This is a genomic window from Nocardia asiatica NBRC 100129 (assembly GCF_000308415.1).
In the GTDB taxonomy this organism is placed as follows: Bacteria; Actinomycetota; Actinomycetes; order Mycobacteriales; family Mycobacteriaceae; genus Nocardia; species Nocardia asiatica.
On the sequence record NZ_BAFS01000213.1, the window covers coordinates 1 to 17,597 of the forward strand.

General features: G+C 68.4%; 18 protein-coding genes. 8 read left to right on the top strand and 10 right to left on the bottom strand.

Going from position 1 to position 17,597, the window contains the following annotated elements:
- The 4 genes from ON27_RS21070 to ON27_RS21085 form a co-directional block, all read left to right on the top strand.
- The coding region (locus ON27_RS21070; protein ID WP_157227265.1) for a molybdopterin-dependent oxidoreductase at positions 1-2,054 on the top strand (2,054 nt) is incomplete at its 5' end.
- Positions 2,051-2,686, top strand: a complete 636-nt coding sequence (gene narJ, locus ON27_RS21075) for a nitrate reductase molybdenum cofactor assembly chaperone (protein ID WP_043730387.1) — start codon at positions 2,051-2,053, stop codon at positions 2,684-2,686. The genes ON27_RS21070 and narJ, both read left to right, overlap by 4 nt.
- Positions 2,683-3,426 (top strand): respiratory nitrate reductase subunit gamma, encoded by a 744-nt coding sequence (narI, locus tag ON27_RS21080; protein ID WP_043730389.1) that lies wholly within the window; start codon positions 2,683-2,685, stop codon positions 3,424-3,426. Before narJ ends, narI begins: the two co-directional genes overlap by 4 nt.
- A gap of 287 nt (positions 3,427-3,713) precedes the next feature.
- A complete protein-coding gene (locus ON27_RS21085) occupies positions 3,714-4,667 on the top strand; it encodes an Acg family FMN-binding oxidoreductase (protein ID WP_043730391.1) in 954 nt (317 codons plus the stop codon).
- A gap of 162 nt (positions 4,668-4,829) precedes the next feature.
- Here ON27_RS21085 and ON27_RS21090 read toward each other — a convergent pair whose 3' ends face one another.
- The 3 genes from ON27_RS21090 to ON27_RS45600 all read right to left on the bottom strand — a co-directional run bounded on the left by ON27_RS21090 (position 4,830) and on the right by ON27_RS45600 (position 6,495).
- A complete protein-coding gene (locus ON27_RS21090) occupies positions 4,830-5,858 on the bottom strand; it encodes an Acg family FMN-binding oxidoreductase (protein ID WP_051046839.1) in 1,029 nt (342 codons plus the stop codon).
- Between the two features lie 131 nt (positions 5,859-5,989).
- Positions 5,990-6,235, bottom strand: coding sequence for a hypothetical protein (locus tag ON27_RS21095; RefSeq protein WP_043730396.1), 246 nt, complete (start codon positions 6,233-6,235; stop codon positions 5,990-5,992).
- Entirely contained in the window at positions 6,232-6,495 is a 264-nt protein-coding gene (locus ON27_RS45600) for a hypothetical protein (protein WP_043730401.1), read from the bottom strand. Before ON27_RS45600 ends, ON27_RS21095 begins: the two co-directional genes overlap by 4 nt.
- 178 nt (positions 6,496-6,673) lie before the next feature.
- On the opposite strand from ON27_RS45600, the gene ON27_RS21105 reads away from it, so the two are divergent.
- Positions 6,674-7,009, top strand: a complete 336-nt coding sequence (locus ON27_RS21105) for a sporulation protein (protein WP_043730405.1) — start codon at positions 6,674-6,676, stop codon at positions 7,007-7,009.
- Positions 7,010-7,399: 390 nt separating this feature from the next.
- On the opposite strand, the gene ON27_RS39975 is transcribed toward ON27_RS21105, so the two are convergent.
- Positions 7,400-7,885, bottom strand: a complete 486-nt coding sequence (locus ON27_RS39975; protein ID WP_051046840.1) for a hypothetical protein — start codon at positions 7,883-7,885, stop codon at positions 7,400-7,402.
- A gap of 70 nt (positions 7,886-7,955) precedes the next feature.
- Positions 7,956-9,020, bottom strand: coding sequence for an alpha/beta fold hydrolase (locus tag ON27_RS21115; protein ID WP_245560034.1), 1,065 nt, complete (start codon positions 9,018-9,020; stop codon positions 7,956-7,958).
- Positions 9,021-9,120: 100 nt separating this feature from the next.
- Between ON27_RS21115 and ON27_RS21120 the strand changes: the two genes are divergently transcribed.
- Complete coding sequence (locus ON27_RS21120; protein WP_051046842.1) at positions 9,121-9,708, top strand: TetR/AcrR family transcriptional regulator; 588 nt, start codon at positions 9,121-9,123, stop codon at positions 9,706-9,708.
- A gap of 174 nt (positions 9,709-9,882) precedes the next feature.
- Here the strand turns inward: ON27_RS21120 and ON27_RS21125 are convergent, their stop codons facing one another.
- A complete protein-coding gene (locus ON27_RS21125; RefSeq protein WP_043730409.1) occupies positions 9,883-10,407 on the bottom strand; it encodes a flavodoxin family protein in 525 nt (174 codons plus the stop codon).
- 191 nt (positions 10,408-10,598) lie between these two features.
- On the opposite strand from ON27_RS21125, the gene ON27_RS21130 reads away from it, so the two are divergent.
- Positions 10,599-11,306 carry a hypothetical protein gene (locus ON27_RS21130; protein ID WP_245560035.1) on the top strand — a complete coding sequence of 236 codons (708 nt, stop codon included), beginning with the start codon at positions 10,599-10,601 and terminating at the stop codon, positions 11,304-11,306.
- Positions 11,303-12,691: a wax ester/triacylglycerol synthase family O-acyltransferase gene (locus tag ON27_RS21135; protein ID WP_043730411.1), complete on the top strand. Its 1,389-nt coding sequence runs from the start codon at positions 11,303-11,305 to the stop codon at positions 12,689-12,691. The genes ON27_RS21130 and ON27_RS21135 overlap by 4 nt, the downstream gene beginning before the upstream one ends.
- 42 nt (positions 12,692-12,733) lie before the next feature.
- Here ON27_RS21135 and ON27_RS21140 read toward each other — a convergent pair whose 3' ends face one another.
- The 4 genes from ON27_RS21140 to ON27_RS21150 form a co-directional block, all read right to left on the bottom strand.
- Positions 12,734-13,690 (bottom strand): hypothetical protein, encoded by a 957-nt coding sequence (locus ON27_RS21140; RefSeq protein WP_043730487.1) that lies wholly within the window; start codon positions 13,688-13,690, stop codon positions 12,734-12,736.
- Between the two features lie 473 nt (positions 13,691-14,163).
- Positions 14,164-15,804: a flavin-containing monooxygenase gene (locus ON27_RS21145; RefSeq protein WP_051046843.1), complete on the bottom strand. Its 1,641-nt coding sequence runs from the start codon at positions 15,802-15,804 to the stop codon at positions 14,164-14,166.
- A gap of 161 nt (positions 15,805-15,965) precedes the next feature.
- Positions 15,966-16,106 carry a hypothetical protein gene (locus ON27_RS43015; protein WP_157227266.1) on the bottom strand — a complete coding sequence of 47 codons (141 nt, stop codon included), beginning with the start codon at positions 16,104-16,106 and terminating at the stop codon, positions 15,966-15,968.
- A gap of 217 nt (positions 16,107-16,323) precedes the next feature.
- Positions 16,324-17,394 carry a cytochrome P450 family protein gene (locus tag ON27_RS21150; protein WP_245560036.1) on the bottom strand — a complete coding sequence of 357 codons (1,071 nt, stop codon included), beginning with the start codon at positions 17,392-17,394 and terminating at the stop codon, positions 16,324-16,326.
- Between the last annotated feature and the right edge of the window lie 203 nt (positions 17,395-17,597).

Below are 17,597 nucleotides of genomic sequence, written 5' to 3' on the forward strand. Positions count from 1 at the left end.
GGCCGGTTGGGGGCAAGACCACCGCCGATCTCATCGCCCTGGCCGCACGCCTGGGCTGGATGCCGTCCTACCCCACGTTCGATCGCAACCCCCTCGACCTCACCGACGAAGCCGCCGCCGCGGGCACCCCGGTCGCCGAGCATGTCGTGGCCGAGCTGAAAGCCGGGCGACTGCGCTTCGCGTGCGAGGACCCGGATTCTCCGGACAACTTTCCCAGGGTGCTCAGTGTGTGGCGGGCCAACCTGCTCGGCTCCTCGGCCAAGGGCAACGAGTACTTCCTGAAACATCTGCTCGGCACCGATTCCTCGTTGCGCGCCGAGGAGGCGCCGCCGCATGCTCGGCCCGAGGATGTCGTGTGGCACGAGCAGGCGCCGGTCGGGAAGCTGGATCTGCTGCTGTCACTGGACTTCCGGATGACCAGCACGACGATGTTCTCCGATGTCGTGCTGCCTGCCGCGACGTGGTACGAGAAGCACGATCTCAGCACCACCGACATGCACCCGTTCATCCACTCCTTCAACCCGGCGATCGCCCCACCCTGGCAGACCCGCACCGACTGGGCCGCCTTCCAGACCATCGCCGAAGCGTTCAGCGCGCTGGCCGCGGACCATCTCGGCGTGCGCCAGGACGTGGTCGCCACACCGCTGCTGCACGACACTCCGGACGAACTGGCGACCCCGCATGGGCGGGTGCGGGATTGGAAGGCCGGTGAGTGCGAACCGGTCCCGGGTGCCACCATGCCCCGGCTGACCGTGGTGGAGCGCGACTACACCGCGATCGCGGCGAAACTGGCGGCGTTGGGTCCTCTGGCCGAGAAGTTGGGCGCCACCACGAAAGGCATCACCTATCGCCTCGACCGCGAAGTGGAGTATCTGCGCCACAAAAACGGCGCCGTACGCGGTGGTCCCGCAGACGGTCGCCCCTCGCTGGCCAAGGATCTGCATGCCTGCGAGGCGATTCTCGCGTTGTCCGGCACCACCAACGGGCATCTGGCCACCCAGGGGTTCCGCACCCTCGAGCAGCGCACGGGCACGGCACTGGCGGACTTGGCCGCCGAACACGAAGGCAAGCAGATCACCTTCGCCGACACCCAGGCCGCGCCGGTGCCGGTCATCACGTCCCCGGAGTGGTCCGGCAGCGAGACCGGCGGCCGCCGATACTCCCCGTTCACGATCAACGTCGAGCGCCTGAAACCCTGGCATACCCTCACCGGCCGCCAGCACTTCTTCCTCGACCACGACTGGATGATCGAACTCGGCGAGCAGTTGCCGGTCTTCCGGCCGCCGCTGAACATGACCGCCCTTTTCGATGAGCCGCATATCGGGGACCGCGGTGAACTCGGCATCACCGTGCGCTATCTGACGCCGCACAGCAAGTGGTCGATCCATTCGGAATACCAGGACAACCTCTTCATGCTCAGCTTGTCCCGCGGTGGTCCGACGATCTGGATGTCGGACCGGGACGCGGCGAAAATCGGTGTGGCCGACAACGATTGGATCGAGGCGGTCAACCGCAACGGCGTTCGTGGTGGCGCCCGCCTGTTCACCGCGGGAGATCCCCGGCCGGTCGAGGCGGTGCTGCGGCGGCTGGCCGCGATGCGCAGCTACATGCGCGATATCAACCTCGGCCGCGAACCCCGGGAAGCGATCGCGGCGAAGGCCGGGATGACCGGAGAACAGATCTATGACATGTACCGGCTGCTGGCGCTGGCGAAATACGACGAGCGCTACGTGATCCCACCCGCCCACGCCGAACAAGCCCACGGGCTCGAGGAGTTGGCCACCGAATGCAGCCTCGACTACGAGGGCGGTCCCGGCATGGGCGGTTCCGGCCCGTTCGGGGAGAGCTCCGGTGGCCCCTCCCCCGTCGCGGTGGAGAACTTCCGTATGCTGCGCGACCGGCAGACCACCGACACCATCGCCGCACCAGTCGACAAGGGCAACCGCGTGAACCTGCTCAACTGGGACGGAAAAGGCCATCCGCCCGGTCTTTTCGGGCCACCGACCACACCGGAGCGCACCCCTCGTGGCCAGGAACCGGAGTCGAAACCATGACGATCACCGATACCCACCGAGTCCTCGCCTGGCAGGCCCAGTCACTGCTGATGAGTTATCCCGACCAGCAGCTCACCGGTCGGCTGCCGCTGCTGCGCGAAGTCAGCGCCACCTTGCCGAGTGCGCTCGGCACTCCGATCCGAGCCTTCCTCGACCACGCCGAAACCACCGATCCGGTCGACCTGGCCGCCGACTACGTCGCCACTTTCGACCACCACAAAAGGTTCAGCCCGTATCTGACCTACTTCAGCCACGGCGACACACGCAAACGCGGCGTGGCGCTGCTGCGGTTCAAACACATTTACCGTGCCGCCGGACTGGTCATGCGCGACGACGAACTGCCCGACCATCTGGCGGTGGTCCTGGAATTCGCGGCGACCGCCGACGCCGAGGCAGGCGCGCGACTGCTCATCGAGCACCGCGCGGGAGTGGAACTGCTGCGCCTCGGTCTGCGGGAAGCCGGATCGGCGTGGGCGCCGGTGCTGGACTCGGTGTCGGCGACGCTCCCGGCGCTCGGACGGAACGAACGTGACGCGGTCGCGCAGTTGGCCGCGCAAGGCCCGCCGGAGGAAGAAGTGGGCCTCGCGCCCTTCGCCCCCTCCGACTACATGCCGCAGGGAGCAGCACGATGACCGACCAGCCCGCCGGCGCCCTCGATATCCTCCTGTGGGCCGCGATTCCCTACGCCTCGATCGCCTGCTTCGTCGTCGGCCACGTGTGGCGTTACCGCTACGACAAATTCGGCTGGACCACCCGCTCCAGCCAGCTCTATGAGAACCGGCTGCTCCGCTTGGGCAGCCCCCTGTTCCATTACGGCATCCTGCTGGTCATCCTCGGCCACGTCGGCGGACTGCTGATCCCGAAATCCTGGACCGAGGCCGTCGGGATCGGCCAGCACGCCTACCACCTCGTCGCGGTCGGCCTCGGCGCTATCGCCGGCGCCGCCACCCTCATCGGCGCGGCCATCCTGATCTACCGGCGCCGCACCGTCGGACCGGTCTTCTCCGCGACCACCCGTAACGACAAGATCATGTACGTGCTGCTGCTCGGCACCATCCTGCTCGGACTGGGCACCACGGTGCTGGGCAACCTCACCGACCACCCACACGACTACCGCGACACCGTTTCCCCATGGTTCCGTTCGATCTTCGCGCTGCGACCCGAACCGGAACTCATGGCCGTCGCTCCACTCGGCTTCCAACTGCACGCGCTCGCCGCGTGGGCGCTGTTCGCGTTCTGGCCCTTCAGTCGGCTCGTCCACGTCTTCTCGATGCCGCTGGGCTACCTCACCCGGCCCTACATCGTCTACCGCAGCCGTGATCCCCGCCTCGGTTCCCGGGCACCGCGACGCGGCTGGGAACAAGTCCGATAACTCTCCTGCCACCGCCGCGCCCGAGTTCGGGCTCCAGCAGGCGGCGGTGACATCCACCGATACTCGCCCTGCTCCCTCCTGTGCGGAGGGGCAGGGCGAGCCCGCGTCGTCGGTGATGGTCGAAAGTCCTCGCCGAACCGAGTCCTCGGATCGCCCGGGCGCGCGCGAGGTCCCCGCCACGGCGGCGTCGGAAGTCCGCTCATCAGGGGTCCTCATGCTCTGCCCAGCCACCCGGCGGCCGAGGGATCGTGGAGGGAACCACTCGACCACGAAGGGCAACGAAATCCATGGACCGCGCACTGCCGGACGACAGCATCGTCGAAACCGCGTTGGCTCTGGCCCTCCGCGCGCCCTCCAGACACAACGTTCAGCCGTGGCGCTGGCAGATCGACCGGGGCAGTGTGCACCTCTATCTGGATCGGACGCGAGCGCTGCCCGTGACCGAGGTCCATCAGCGGGATCTGCTGCTCAGCTGTGGGGCTGCGTTGCACCATCTGTCGGTGGCCTTCGCCGCACTGGGGTGGGCGACGATCGTACGCCGGATGCCTGATCCGGATGACCCGGACCATCTGGCCGCGGTGACGACAGTCGCACATCGCCCCACCGAGCAGGACCTCGCCATGAGCGCCGCGATCACGCAGCGGCGCAGCGATCGCAGAAACTATCGCAGCTGGACCATCCCGCCCGGCTACCTCGGGCTGCTCAGCGAGCGCGCCGCGGCCATGGGCGCGCTGCTTCGCCCGGTTCGCGAACTCGCCGATGACCGGCTGTCCGTCGCGACGCAGTCCGCAGTCCGCGCGGGCGATCCGGCAACCGGCATCCGGCGCTACAGCGGCATCGAGGACGCGACAGCATGCCACATCAGGGCGGCCTGGATCGGTGACGACATTCCCGAGGCCACGATGGCCACCGCGATCCTCGCCGACGCGGCAACGGAACCCGACCACTCCGATCTCCTTCTCCTGGCCACCATCACCGATGACCGGCTCGCGCGGCTTCGCGCGGGAGAGGCGATGAGCGCGGTCCTGCTGACCGCGACCAATGTCGGACTGGCCACCTGTCCGCTGTCCGGCCCGCTCGAGAACACCGAACTGCGCGCCCGGGTGCGACACGACGTCCTCGACGACACCGCCCACCCCCAGGTCATCCTGAGGGTCGGTCAGCCCCCCAGCAGCGCGGACCCGCCGCCGATGACGCCCCGCCGCTCACTCGCCGAAGTGCTCGCCTCGGTCGAGACCTGAGGTCATCCCCGCGCGCGGAATCCACCCGGATCCGCACCAACGGTGATTGCGCTGGACTCAGCGGATCGGTACTCGCGGCGGTGACGGGCCCGTCGTAGGCGGGGCAAGTGGCTGGTCCAGCCACAGCGACGCGGGAGCTGTGGCGCGGTCGAGGGCTTCCGATCAGTGCTCTCGAGAGGAGAACGAATCGGTGCGGATGGTCAGGATTTCGCCGACCGGGCGCCGTGGCGTCGGCGGGCTCGGCTCCGGCTCGGCCGGTGCGACACCGACCCGGATGATGACCTGCGGCACACCGGCGCGGGTGAGCACGCTGTCGATCGCCTTGCGGGCGGTGGGCAGCTCGGTGATGTGGGTCAGCGCGCAGGTCGCCAACCCTTCGGCGGTGCATTCCAGCAGTAGCGCCGAGAGCGCTTCACCGGTGTGCAGCCAGTCCGCGACAGTGTTGCCGGTGGAACTGAGCACCAGCAGCCGCGCCTGGTCCTCGAGCTCGCCGCGCCGCTGCGAGTGCGGGGCGGAAGGGAAGCTGCGGGCGATCGGTACCCGGGCCGCCTCGGCGTCCGATACCAGCGCGGTGCGGGGCACTCCTTCTGTGGTGAAGGAATGTCCTGTCCACCAATGCAATTCGGTTTGATAGTCCATGTCGTAGTGGCGAGCGGCGGCGGCCCGCTCGGAGGCAGCGGCGAGTAGGGGGCGGGCGCTGTCGTCGAGGACGTCGACCTCGACATCGTGCGGACTGGTCAACATCCGTACGGTGTGCACGAGCTCGCCGAACCGGTGTGGCGGGTTCATCGGGAGCCGATCGGTGCGGCGGCGTTCGATGGCCGCCGCACGGGTCAGCACACCTGGAGGGGGGTCGGGCCACGCCCGGAACCTGACGCCGGCCAGCAGCCCGGGGCGTCCGGCCGAGCCGGGGAGCCGCTGGGTGTCGGTGTGCCAGCCGCGGGCGGCCAGCACGGTGCGCAGGTGATGCAGCACCGCTCCGCAGCTGATGACCAGTTGCCTGCCTTGCGGGTCAGCGGAGACCAGCAGCCGGTCGTCGTCGCGGTACAGGCGAAGCTCGGCGCCGTCGAACTCCCAGCGCCATGGCTGGCTGTTGTGCACCGAAGGGGCGCGGCAGGCCGATTCGATCGCCGCCACCACAGTGGACTGATCCGGCGCGGTCGGCGCGGAATTCGCGTTGCTGTCGGTCATGATTCCAGTGTCATGCCGCCGATCACCTGCCGAGGATGGGCATTGTGTCGCATCTCGAGGGCCGATCGTCACCTGTGCACTGGCCCCGCGGGTTTATGCTCAGGGTCTGTCGCCGCCCGGACGCGCCGTGCTCATACCTGCCGTCCTTCTTCCCGACCGTCATCGAGCAGCCGCTGACGCGCCAACCGCTCGCTCAACTCCGGCAAGCCGCCCACCGGGCTTCCGGCCAGGTCGCGCACACATCGCCGCACCACCCTACCGACCCATGGCCGGGAGACCTGGTGGCCGAACTCGAGGCAGAGCCGGTCGACGGTCACCTCGATCCACCGGTGATCGGCGGCGTCTCGGTGGGCTGGGATGGTGGCTACGTCGGTCACCGGCTCAGCATGCGCGACCGTCGCGACGCGGTACCAGGGTCCAAGGACCCCGCTTCTCGGTTTCTCCCGGGAGCGGGGTCGAGTTTCGGCCCTCCAAGCCGTCGCCCGATGGTCGACCGGGCGTCAGCCGCCTGCGGCGCGCCGCCCCGGCCGGGGCCGATCTGCATCAGCCACGGCCAGATCTGTTCGCGCGCGGCGGCAATGGTGATCGCGCGGGTCGCCACGATATCGGGTGCGGGCAGCAATTCGTCACCGGGCATGCCACGATGGACCTCCGCGGCGTCGGCGCGGCCAGGCAGCCCCTTTCGCCCGTCGAACTTGTTGCCATTACTCCCCCCGCCGAGGGCCGATCGACTCTCCTGTGCGATTCGGCCTACGCCGGACACTGGAGCGGCTCGGACTACGACAATCACCCGGACCGTCCCAGGAGGAAGCACAATGAAGATCGATGAGGTTCTCGCGTCGGCGAAGGATGCCATGACGGTGCACCGTGTGTACGCCGAACCGGTCGAACGAGATGGTGCCGTGCTGATCGCGGCCGCCGCCGTTTCGGGCGGCGGAGGCGGCGGTGGGGGCACCGACGAGGGCGGACAGGAAGGATCGGGCGTCGGCTTCGGCGTCGGCGCCAAGCCGGTGGGCGTCTACGTGCTGCGGGACGGCCGTGTGAGCTGGCGACCGGCGATCGACGTCAATCGCCTGATCACCGTCGTCGGCGTCGTCGCCGTAACCGCGCTGCTCGTCGGTGCGCGAATCGCCGTGCGGACCGCGGGATGAGCACTCCGCCGCCGTCCCTCGGTCGCCTCCGATCCGGCCCGATGACTCCCTAGGTGTTGTCGACAACTCGGTTTCCGAATCGCTCACCGCACCGCTGGTTGCACCTTCCGAAAGACCCTCGCGCTCAGCGCACTCGGGTCTGCGGTGGGTCGCCTGCTCGCCGAAAGCGGCCATCTTAGGCTGCAAGTGGTTGTCGACCTGAGATGGAAGGTGCAGGCCGGGTCACACACCCGAGTAGGGCGTTGGCATCGATGCGCCCGTGAACATATTCGCCGATTGCCGGGCTACCGTAGACAGGTGGCGGCGCCCCCCGCGCTCGCAGCCCGGGATCACCGCCACCCGATACCCCGACACGGCCTATACCGCTTTCGGCCCGCCCATCGCATTCGGCTATGGCACCGAGAACACGCCGAATCCCGGGGACACGGTGACCGGCGCCAGCGGTCCACCTGCGGTCACGACCGCGACAACCTGGCCTGGCCCCGTCACCGCCGGCACGGGTGCGGGCGCGCAATCACACGGCTGCCGTGCGGTATACCGATCCGGGACCTCCACACTGCCGGAAGCACCCGTCGCCAGGTTGAACCACTGCACTCGCGTACGCGACGCGAGACTGTCGCTTCCGCCGAATTCCACCGGCTGGGCCACCGAGAACACCGTTGTGCCCGGCGCGTCGCCGACCGTCGCGGTCACCGCGACGCTCACGGTGCTCGGCACGCCCCAGGATTGGGTCAGTACCCGGGCGGGAACCTGGAAAACCGTGGTGGTCCCGGCCGAGGCAGTGGCCTGCTGGCCCAGCGTCGCGGTCAGAACGACACCGCCCACGACGACTACTCGCACACCGCCGCGGCTCGCACGGCGCAACATATTCTGCATTCGCGAAAATCCTTCCGTATTCGATCAGAACAACCAAGGACAGCTCGGGAGCACGGCGTCGTGCGGCCGCTCAGCCGACACGAGCCAGGAATGTGGCGGCATCGGCCGCGATGCGTTCGGGAAACTCGCCGTTCACCGCGTGGGACGCGTCCTCGTAGACCAGCACGGTGCCGTCGCGAAGCATCCGCCTGGCGCGCTCGGCGGCCCGCGCGCTGTCGTGCATGACCGACCGTCCCGCCATGATCACCAGGAAAGGCACTGCGGTACTTCGCAATTCGGTTTCGCCGAAGAGGGCGGGGGCAGGTGAGGCCGAAGCGTAGTGCCGCATTCCGGCCTCGATCATGTCGGCTACCGGCACTTGTTCGACCGGTGCGCCGCCAGCGGTCCAACTGTTGAAGTCGTCGCGCCAGCGCTTCGGGAACCAGCGCACCGAGGCGGGGATCGAGCGGAGCACCGCCCGCATCGACATCGAGGTGAAGGTCATTACCGGATCGAGCGCGATCACTCCGGCGATCTTCCTCGGTTCCCGGATGGCGAGGTTGGTCGCTGTCCAGCCGCCGATCGACGCTCCGACCACGACCACACGCGGCTCGGGCAGCCGATCGATCGTCTGGTGCAGCCATCGGGCTTGGTCGGCGTGGCAGGCGATCGGCTTGCTCTGCACGCTCGCTCCTGGCTCACCCAGCAGATCCACCAGGTACACCGTCCGCAATCGCAGCAGCGAAGGCAGATTGTCCGCCCACATCGGCGCCGCGGCGGAGCGGCCCGGCAGCAGAAGCAGTGGCGCGGCGTGCGGGTTCGCTCCGTCGAAACGGTATACCCGGACCACGCCGTAGTCGGTGCGCACGTCCGAAGTCGCGCTGGGCGGCGGAAGTTCGGCGAGCGCGCGCTGATACGCGGCGAAGTACTCGTCGTATCCGCGACCGGAGGTGAAGTGACCGACCGGGGAGGTGTTCCGCAGCGCGAGCCAGACGGTGCCCGCGGCTACCAGGAGCGCGACGAGCACAACCGCCGCAACGCGACGCCGTCTGCCCCGTTGTCCCGCCGTGGCGGTTCCGGCGGCCGCCGGACCGGCTGTGGGCATCGAGGTGCGAAGGCCGCGGCGCGATCGGCCACTGGATGCTGTTTCGCTCATGCTCTCCCCTCCCTATGGAACATGTTGTATCGAAAATGATACATCACTGTCCCATTTCGGGGTGCCGTAATTTTTTGTGCGCGAGTGTTACCGTCCGGACATGGCAAGGCAGGATCGTGCGCTCGACATCAAGGCAAGCTCGAGCGGTGTCCGCGCCAGGACCCGGGCCGCGATCCTGGAGGCGGCGCTGACGGTATGGGCCCGCGAGTTCTCCGCGCCGCTGGCCGATATCGCCGAGCGCGCCGAGGTCAGCCGCAGCACCCTCCACCGCTACTTCCCGGAACGCCGAGACCTGCTCGACGCGGTCCTCGTCGAGTCGCTCGAAGTCCTCGACGCCGTCGTCGCCAAGGCGGCGAGCAGCGCGCCGAGAGCTTTCGACCAGCTGCTCCTGATGCTGCGCTCCTTCGTCGAGGTCGGCGACCGCCTGATCTTCCTGTACGCCGACCCGGATCGGTTCACCGGGAATCCGCACTGGCGACCGGTCGGCGACCGATCCTTACGCACACTCATCGCCGCGGCCCAAGCCGAAGGCGACCTGGACCCGGCGCTACCCGCCGCGTGGATCGAGGGAGTGTTCAACGCGCACATCTACGTGGCCGCCGAAGCCGCGCAAGCCGGCGGCGAGTCGACGCACGTCATCGCCGATCGCGCGGTCCGCACTCTGCTCGGCGGTGTCGGCGTACCGTGAGCCCGAGCCGCCCGGCTGATTCCGGGCCGCTCCGGTCCCGGCGGGTCTGCGGCGACGAGGGCACTCGACCAGTCGCGCGGCGGTGCGGGTCGAACTCAGCCTTCGCGAATCCTTCGAACGCGGCTGGTCGTTCCCATACGGAGCTACCGGTGACGCGGAACGGCCGTAGCGGTCTCAGGGCTGCGTGGAGCGCGCCGTCGCGGCCTCGGCGAGACGTTCACCCCAGGTTCGAGCCCGGCCCACCTCGCCTTCCAGCAGGGGCCCGGGAGTTCCGTGGACGAGAAAGTCCGTGGGGTCATCGATCAGCTGGTAACCCAACGCGCGCAGTCGTTTGCCGATTCCGCGCGCCGCGGAGCCGGGCAGCCACGGCGGAGTGCCCACCTTGGTCCCGAATGCCGCGGCCCGGGCCCTGCCGGGAACTGCCGAAGCGGCCTCGAGCCACTCACGGATGCCGCGCTCGGTCTCGACCGGTTCATCGGCCTGTCGGGCCGCGTCGAGGCGGGTGCGCGGACGACTGAGCCCGAACGCGTGGGTGGGCCCGCCGACGACCAGGACATCGACCGGGGAGCCGGGCAGTTCGGCCGCGGCCGCCACGTTCAGCACCTCGAGCTCGGCCCGGTCGCCGAACCCCTGGGCAATGGCCGCCGCCACCCGCGCGGTGTTGCCGAACATCGATTCGTAGACGATCCGCACACGCATTCACGCACTCCTTGTCGGTCACCGGGCCGGTGCCTCCAGAGTGCGCCGGGTCCACGGCGCGCGCAAAGTCCCAGGCGCGTGAGGTCGGTGAGGGAACCCGGCCGCGACCGCTCGGGTCCGGTCGAAGGACCGTCGGGACGGGGGCTTTGGGACCTGTACACCCGACCGCGCGTGGGCGGATGATCGAAGACATGACGCACAGCACCGATGCTGGGGATCGAACGGCCCGCCAGGACCATCACCCCTCGCCTGGAGACACGGCGGCGGGCGACCTCGTGCCGGGTGTGTCGAGGGACTGGCAGTGGCGCAGGTGGTTCGGCTTGGTGACCGTCGGCGAACTACTCGGCTTCTCGGTGCCCGCCGTGGTGGGCGCGCTCGTCGCCGATCGCGCCGGAGTACCCGCGGCGGGCGCGCTGCTCGTGGCGGGCGCGGTGGAGGGCGCGACGCTGGGGTGGTTCCAGGCGTGCGCGATGCGACCGGTGCTGCCGGGACTGCCGAGCCGTCACTGGATCGCCGCGACGGCCCTCGGCGCGGTCGTCGCATGGTCGGTGGGCGCGTTGTTCGTCGTCACCGAAGGGCTGTCGGGATGGCCACGACCGGCGCAGGTGGCCACGTTCGTGGCAGGGGGTTCGGTGATTCTGCTGTCCATCGGCGTCGCGCAGTGGGTTGTCCTGCGCGCGCACGTGCGGGGCGCGGCGCGCTGGATCGCGGCGACCGCCGCCGCCTGGCTGGCCGGGTTGACCGTCTTCACCGCGTTCACCAGTCCACTCTGGCAGCCGGGGCAGTCGGCCACGCTGATTGCGCTGATCGGCTTGGTCGGCGGATTGCTCATGGCGGCCGCGATGGCCGCGGTTTCCGGTCTCTTCCTGGTCCGGCTACTGGAGAAGGGCCTGCGATGAGCGAACTCGGCCGCCTCGACGCGGGGTTCCTGGAACTCGAGGACACCGACCAGCACGTGAGCGCCGGCATCGGCGCGGTGGCGATCCTCGCGGGCGAACCGGGCGATCGCGCGGAATTGGTGCGCCGGCTCGCGGACCGCATCGAGTCGAAGACCCGGATGCGGCAGAAGGTGCGGCGCGGCCCCTGGGATGTCACCGCGCCGACCTGGGTGATCGATGACGATTTCGATTTGGGGCACCACCTCGTGTGGGCGGCGCTGCCCCGACCGCGGGACGAAGCGGCCTTGTGGGAGCTGGTGGGCGCGACGCTGGAACGTCGGCTGGACCGCGATCACCCGCTGTGGCACCTCACCATCGTCGAGCAGCTCCAGGGCGACCGATGGGCGGTGATCCTGTCCGCCCACCACAGCATGGTCGACGGCGTCTCCGGGATCTCCCTGCTGCGCCGCCTCTGCGACCCAACCACCGAGGACGCCGACGCCACGCCCGGCGAGCGGGGCGCCGGCGACGTGCTCTCCAGCGAAGGCGAAGGCGAAGGCGCGGCGGCGGACTGGCAGCGTCTGCTGCGCGGCGGACTGGAGTTGCCGTTGCGGGCCCCCGCGCTGCTGGTGCGGGCTCCCCGCGCGCTGGTCCGCACGGCGCGCGGCATGGCGCCGTTGATCTGGAACGTGCTCGACCCGCGCCGAGGCTCCTCGCTGAACGGCCCGATCGGCCGGCAACGCCGCTACGCGGTCGCCCGCGTCCGGCTCGACGAGATCAACCGTGTACGCGAGGTGTTCGGCGGCACCATCAACGATGTCGCGCTCGCGGCGGTCACCACGGCGTTACGCGCCGTCCTCCTGACGCGCGGCGAGCAACCCGGGCCGGACACGGTGCGGGTGCTCACTCCTGTCTCCACGCGGTCGGCGCGGGCCTCCGGACGGTTGGACAACCGCGTCTCGCTGATGTTGCCGGTCCTGCCGGTCGATCTCGATGATCCGGTGGACCAGTTGAACGTGGTGCGCGAGCAGATGGGCAAGCTCAAGCACGGTGGAGAGTCCGGCGCGGGCCAGACGCTCGTCACCCTCGCCGGGCTCGTGCCGTTCGCGCCGGTGGCGTGGGCAGTGCGAACGGCACTGCGCTACCCGCAGCACGGTATCGCCGCACTGGTCACCAATGTGCCGGGACCGACACGGACGCAACGCATGTTCGGCGCCGATGTGCTCGAGGTGTTCCCGTTCGCCCCGATCGCGATGCGCCTGCGCATCGGCATCGCCATGCTCAGCTATCACGGCACACTGAGTTTCGGCATCACCGGCGATTACGACGGCGCGCCCGACATCGCCCTCCTCGCCCAGACGATCCCGACCGCTGTGCGGCGGATGCTCGAGCGCGCCGAGGGGTAACCGCCGGTCCTCCTGATCCCCCGACAACTGTCGCGCCTGCGCTCATTCCCGGCGATGGGCGAGGTATCTGCGTGCGGTGGTGACGATTCCGGCGGCACAGACGAGCATCACCGCGATGGCGCTGATCCCGATGCCGATCTCGAGAGCCCTGCCCAGATCACCGTCGTTGCCTTCCTCCAGGCCGGAGACGAACTCCGTCGTGAAGTAGGGCCGATGGACCAGGACCGCGGCGGCCGTGGCGACGGCGAGCAGATCGGCGGCGATCGACAGCGCGGCGACCGGCACCGTCCAGGCACGCGCGAGAAGTTGTGCGATGGCGACGATCACCCACAGCACAGCGACGACGACCACCATGGGCAACAGCCGCTCGGCCACGCCGGGATCCAGACCGGCGGTGGTCTCGGCGAGGAAGGACGGCGCCAGCGCCGGGAAGAAGCACAGCGATCCGACCAGCACGGCCACCGCGAACACCAGATCGGCGATCGCGTCGCCGAGCGGGATCTCGTGCGCCCGGGGGATCGGCGGAAGGTCCTCGGGACGCCATTCGTGCAGCACCGCGCCCGGCGCGGTGCGCTCGATGACAGCGAAGACCACCGTCACCCAGACCGCGGCGTAGACCGCGCCGGTGAAGGCCGAGGTGAGACCCTCCTCGATGACTCCGCCGATCGTGGGCGGCGCGTCGTCGTCGAGGGCGGCCAGCAGGCTCACACCACCTACCACGATCGCCACCACGCGAACCGCGGGCCACAGCACCCGCAGATAGGTGTCGTACAGCCGCGGTCCGATGAGCTGACGCGGCGCTCCCCGGAAGCGACGCGCCTGATCCTCGGGCGGGCCGAACTCGGTGAGAACCTCGCGGATGGAACGCCCGGCCGACTCGTCCGCGACCCTGGCTCGCAAACGCGCTTCCGCCGCGCCGCGACGGGATCGGGGCAGGTGCACGAGCACACTGTGCACGTAGCGGTTGATCAGCTCATCGTCGGACAATGTCTCGGCCATCATCACTCCCATCCTGTCGAGCGGTTCGCTCGTTCCCGCGCTTGCCCGTGCCCGTGTCACCGAGAGGGCGATGGCCGTGCGCGCCGCCAGGCTATCGCGAATCAACGACCGTCACCGGGCCGCTCGCGTGCCGCACCAGGTCGTCGCCGACCGAGCCGACAGTCCATCGCCTCGGCCGTCACCACACCGGACATCCAGTGCCACTCCTTGATCGGAATTACACCGTTGTATTGCAGTCCCTCGCGTCGGCACTCGCTCGTGGCCGCCGGATTCACTGATCGTGTCGATGTCTCCAGTTCATGCGCGCGTGGGCATGCGGCGCACCGTGGCGTCCTCCGGTATCGGCGGGGCGACGCCGAGCGTACGGGTGTCACGGGTCGACCAAGCCGAAGCGCACTCGCTCCCTTCACTTCCCAGTCGCCGTTGTGCCGGGACGCGCGCTGTGCGGCGTCCGGCACCGGCGGTGGCCTTGGTCACCGCGTGAGGGTGAATCCGTCGTAGTCGTCAGCGGCGACCTGATCGCACTTTTCGCGATATGCTCCGACGCCGCCGATATACGCGTACATCACTCTCGGCTTGCCCGGGACATTCGAACCTACGTACCAGGAGTCCGCTTTCGGATAGAGCGTCATATCGCCGACTTCGTCGACGTGCCGAGTCCATTCCTGCTCCGCGTCGATCGCGGCCTCCATGGTCGTGACGCCCTTGGACCGCATCCTGTCGATCGCGTCCGCCACCCAGTCGACGTGCTGCTCGATGGACACCAGCATGTTCGACAGGACCGCTGGGCTGCCGGGGCCCGTGATCGTGAAGAGGTTCGGAAAGCCCGCTACGGCGAGACCGAGGTAGGTGACGGGCCGGCCGGCCCACTTCTCTCGCAGCGACACACCACCCCGGCCGCGGATATCGATCGCGTCCAGCGCACCGGTCATCGCGTCGTATCCGGTGGCGTAGATGATGTCGTCGAACTCGAAACTCTCCTGTGTCGTCGCCAGTCCGGACTCGGTGACCTCGGTGAGCGGTGTCGCGCGCAGATCCACGAGCCGGACATTGGGACGATTGAAGGTCTCGTAATAGTCGGTCCCCAGACACGGGCGCTTGACGCCGAAGGGGTAACCGGTCGGCTGAAGTATCCGGGCGACAGCCGGGTCCGTGACGATCTCCGCGATCCGGTCGCGGACGAACTGGGCCGCGGTCTCATTGGCGGCTTCGTCGGCGAGAATGTCGGTGAAGCCGACCAACATGCTGACCAGTTCGCTGTCCTTGTCCTCCCACACCCTGCGATAGAAAGCATTCCGCTCTTCTTCGCTCACCTCGAGCGCCCCCTTGGTGGCTTCGGGTTGCGCGATGCCGAACGACGATTCCCGGTTGGCCTTGCGCACATCGCGGTAGCGAGACTTGATCGCGCGCTGGAATTCGGGATCGATCGTGTGATTGTGCGCGGGGAGAACATAGTTCGCGGTCCGCTGGAACACGATGAGCGACTCGGCAACTTCGGCGACGAGCGGAACAACCTGCACCCCAGAGGCGCCGGTGCCGATCACCGCGACCCGTCGACCGGTGAAGTCCACATCCCGCTCGGGCCAGCTGCCGGTGTGGAAGCTGCGGCCCCGGAAAGTCTCGATGCCTGGAGATTCGACCATCTTCGCCACCGACAGACAGCCGGTCGCCATGATCGCGAACCGCGCCGTCACGACCTCGCCCCGGTCGGTCGTTATCCGCCACCGCGCGGCCGACTCGTCGTAGACCGCAGCGGTGACCCGGGTCCGCAACCGCACGTCCTTACGCAGATCGAAACGATCCGCGACGTGATTGATGTAGCGGAGCAACTCCGGCTGCGGAGGATACTTCTCCGTCCACTCCCACTCCTGTTCGAGCTCCGGGTCGAAGGAGTAGTTGTAGTACATACTCTTCACGTCGACGCGTGCACCCGGATAGCGGTTCCAGTACCACGTGCCGCCGAGCCCGCCACCCGCTTCGTACACCCGCGCCGAGAACCCGAGTTCGCGCAACTTGTACAGCATGTGAAGGCCGGCGAATCCGGCTCCGACGACGACCGCGTCGATCTCGCGAGCTTCCTGCCGGTTCGAGGATATGGACTGTTCCGAAGTCATTGTCATCGTGGGACCTGCCTTTCGATGAGTCGCCGTGAGACGCCCGGACAGCGGATCGACTGCATGCCGAGCCGGTAGAAACTCAGTCGGGGAAGAGCTGGGCGTGATGTCGGCGACCGGACGTTGTAGCCGATGTCACCGCCGAGCATCTGCCCCCTCTCTCATGTTGCTGCAACTCGGTTGATGTCACCGAGCTCGATCAGTGCGCGGATGATCTCGCCGAGCCTCGGTTTCTTCCCAACCGGCACGAGCTGCAGATTAGCGGAAACCCCTCGCGCGCAGTCGGTTTCGCGCAACGTCATGGATCTGCCTGCCGCAGATCTGTCGACACGAGCGAGTCGGTTGCAAGTCGTCGCGGGGCAGGGCCTGCCGACGCCGTCACCACGACTGCCTTCGCGCGACAGGCGGATCCGCCAACCGCACCTGAAGCCGCATCCACCTTGGACCGAATCCAACTTTTCTGGTCGGACTCTCGCAGCCCAATACGTCCTGGCACCGAAGCGGCTGTAGCCTCGCCCCTCAGGCGAAACGCATCGGGGGGCACGCCGGAAATCGAACCGGTAGCGTCGCCAATGCGCGATGGAACTGCCCGGGCCTCCAATCCAGTTGCTGCGCAGAAGTTTGCGGACGGATATCCGGCAGGGCATCGAGCAGCAGGTCGATGCCCTGCGAGGCGATCGTCAGGGCAAGGGACTGAGCCGGACAAGCGTGCGGACCGGCCCCCCACGCCAGGTGCGACCGGTTGCCTCTGCGGTCACCGCCCACGACGGGATCGTTATTGCACGCTGCCAAGCTGATGACCACCGGTTGATCAGCCGGCAGCCACACATCGCCGACGAGTTGCGGCTGTATGGGGTAACTCACGCACCAGTTCGCCAACGGCGGGTCCTCGAACAGCACGGCATCGATAGCGTCGCGGGTAGCCATGGCGCCGCTGAGAACCTCGCCGCCGTAGTGCTCGTCGGTCATCAACAGCAGCAACGCGTTGAGAATGAGGTTGCAGGTCGGCTCCGTGCCCATCGAGAACAGCAGCGCCGCCTGATTGACCATCTCCATGAGATCGAGCCGGTCCGGATGCCTCAGCAGCTCCGAGGTCAGATCGTCGCCTGGCTCGGCCTGCTTCTGCTGGACGACTCCGATCAGAGCTTGGACGAAACGCTGCTGCCCTTCCTCGGCGCCTACCCCCTCCAGCATCGCGGCCATCCCCTGGTAAGCCGCGGCCGCGGCGTTCTCGGGGAAGCCCATCAGTTCACTCAGGACCCGGAAGGTCAGCGGAAACGCGTAGTCCATACGCAGGTCGGCGGTGCCACGGTCGCAGAAGCTGTTGATCAGCGCTTCGGCGGCCCGCGCGACCGCGTCGTGCACCTGGTGCAGGTCGACGGTTTCCAACGCCGCGATGATGGTGCGCCGGTACCGCTCGTGTTCCGCACCTGCGGTTCGCAGCGCATTCTTGCGATAGCCCAGCATCGGCAGCAGCGGACAACCCGGCGAGGCGTTCTTCTCCCACCGGCGGGAATCGGCGGGAAAGTGCGCCTCGTCGTTGAGGATTTGCACGGCCACCTGGTAGCCGATCACGAGCGTCGCCGGCACACCCGCAGAAAGCTCGATCGGTACCAACGGTCCGTGACGTCGCATATCCCCGTAGACGCGGTGCGGATCGGCCGCGAACGAGGGGTCATCCAGCCGAACATGCGACTCGGCGGATACCGGGGACCCGAACGCGATCGGGGATTCGCCACGCAGACCCGGCTCTGTACTGCTCAACGCGCGACCCTCGCGCGCGGTGCCGCGTC

Coding starts and splice junctions, on each gene's coding strand:
- ON27_RS21135 (WP_043730411.1), top strand. CDS start 11,303: ATGAGCGAACTCGGCCGCCTCGACGCGGGGTTCCTGGAACTCGAGGAC.
- ON27_RS21105 (WP_043730405.1), top strand. CDS start 6,674: ATGAAGATCGATGAGGTTCTCGCGTCGGCGAAGGATGCCATGACGGTG.
- ON27_RS21145 (WP_051046843.1), bottom strand. CDS start 15,804: ATGACTTCGGAACAGTCCATATCCTCGAACCGGCAGGAAGCTCGCGAG.
- ON27_RS21120 (WP_051046842.1), top strand. CDS start 9,121: ATGGCAAGGCAGGATCGTGCGCTCGACATCAAGGCAAGCTCGAGCGGT.
- ON27_RS39975 (WP_051046840.1), bottom strand. CDS start 7,885: ATGCAGAATATGTTGCGCCGTGCGAGCCGCGGCGGTGTGCGAGTAGTC.
- narI (WP_043730389.1), top strand. CDS start 2,683: ATGACCGACCAGCCCGCCGGCGCCCTCGATATCCTCCTGTGGGCCGCG.
- ON27_RS45600 (WP_043730401.1), bottom strand. CDS start 6,495: ATGCCCGGTGACGAATTGCTGCCCGCACCCGATATCGTGGCGACCCGC.
- ON27_RS21115 (WP_245560034.1), bottom strand. CDS start 9,020: ATGAGCGAAACAGCATCCAGTGGCCGATCGCGCCGCGGCCTTCGCACC.
- narJ (WP_043730387.1), top strand. CDS start 2,051: ATGACGATCACCGATACCCACCGAGTCCTCGCCTGGCAGGCCCAGTCA.
- ON27_RS21125 (WP_043730409.1), bottom strand. CDS start 10,407: ATGCGTGTGCGGATCGTCTACGAATCGATGTTCGGCAACACCGCGCGG.
- ON27_RS21130 (WP_245560035.1), top strand. CDS start 10,599: ATGACGCACAGCACCGATGCTGGGGATCGAACGGCCCGCCAGGACCAT.
- ON27_RS21090 (WP_051046839.1), bottom strand. CDS start 5,858: ATGACCGACAGCAACGCGAATTCCGCGCCGACCGCGCCGGATCAGTCC.
- ON27_RS21140 (WP_043730487.1), bottom strand. CDS start 13,690: ATGGCCGAGACATTGTCCGACGATGAGCTGATCAACCGCTACGTGCAC.
- ON27_RS43015 (WP_157227266.1), bottom strand. CDS start 16,106: ATGACGTTGCGCGAAACCGACTGCGCGCGAGGGGTTTCCGCTAATCTG.
- ON27_RS21085 (WP_043730391.1), top strand. CDS start 3,714: ATGGACCGCGCACTGCCGGACGACAGCATCGTCGAAACCGCGTTGGCT.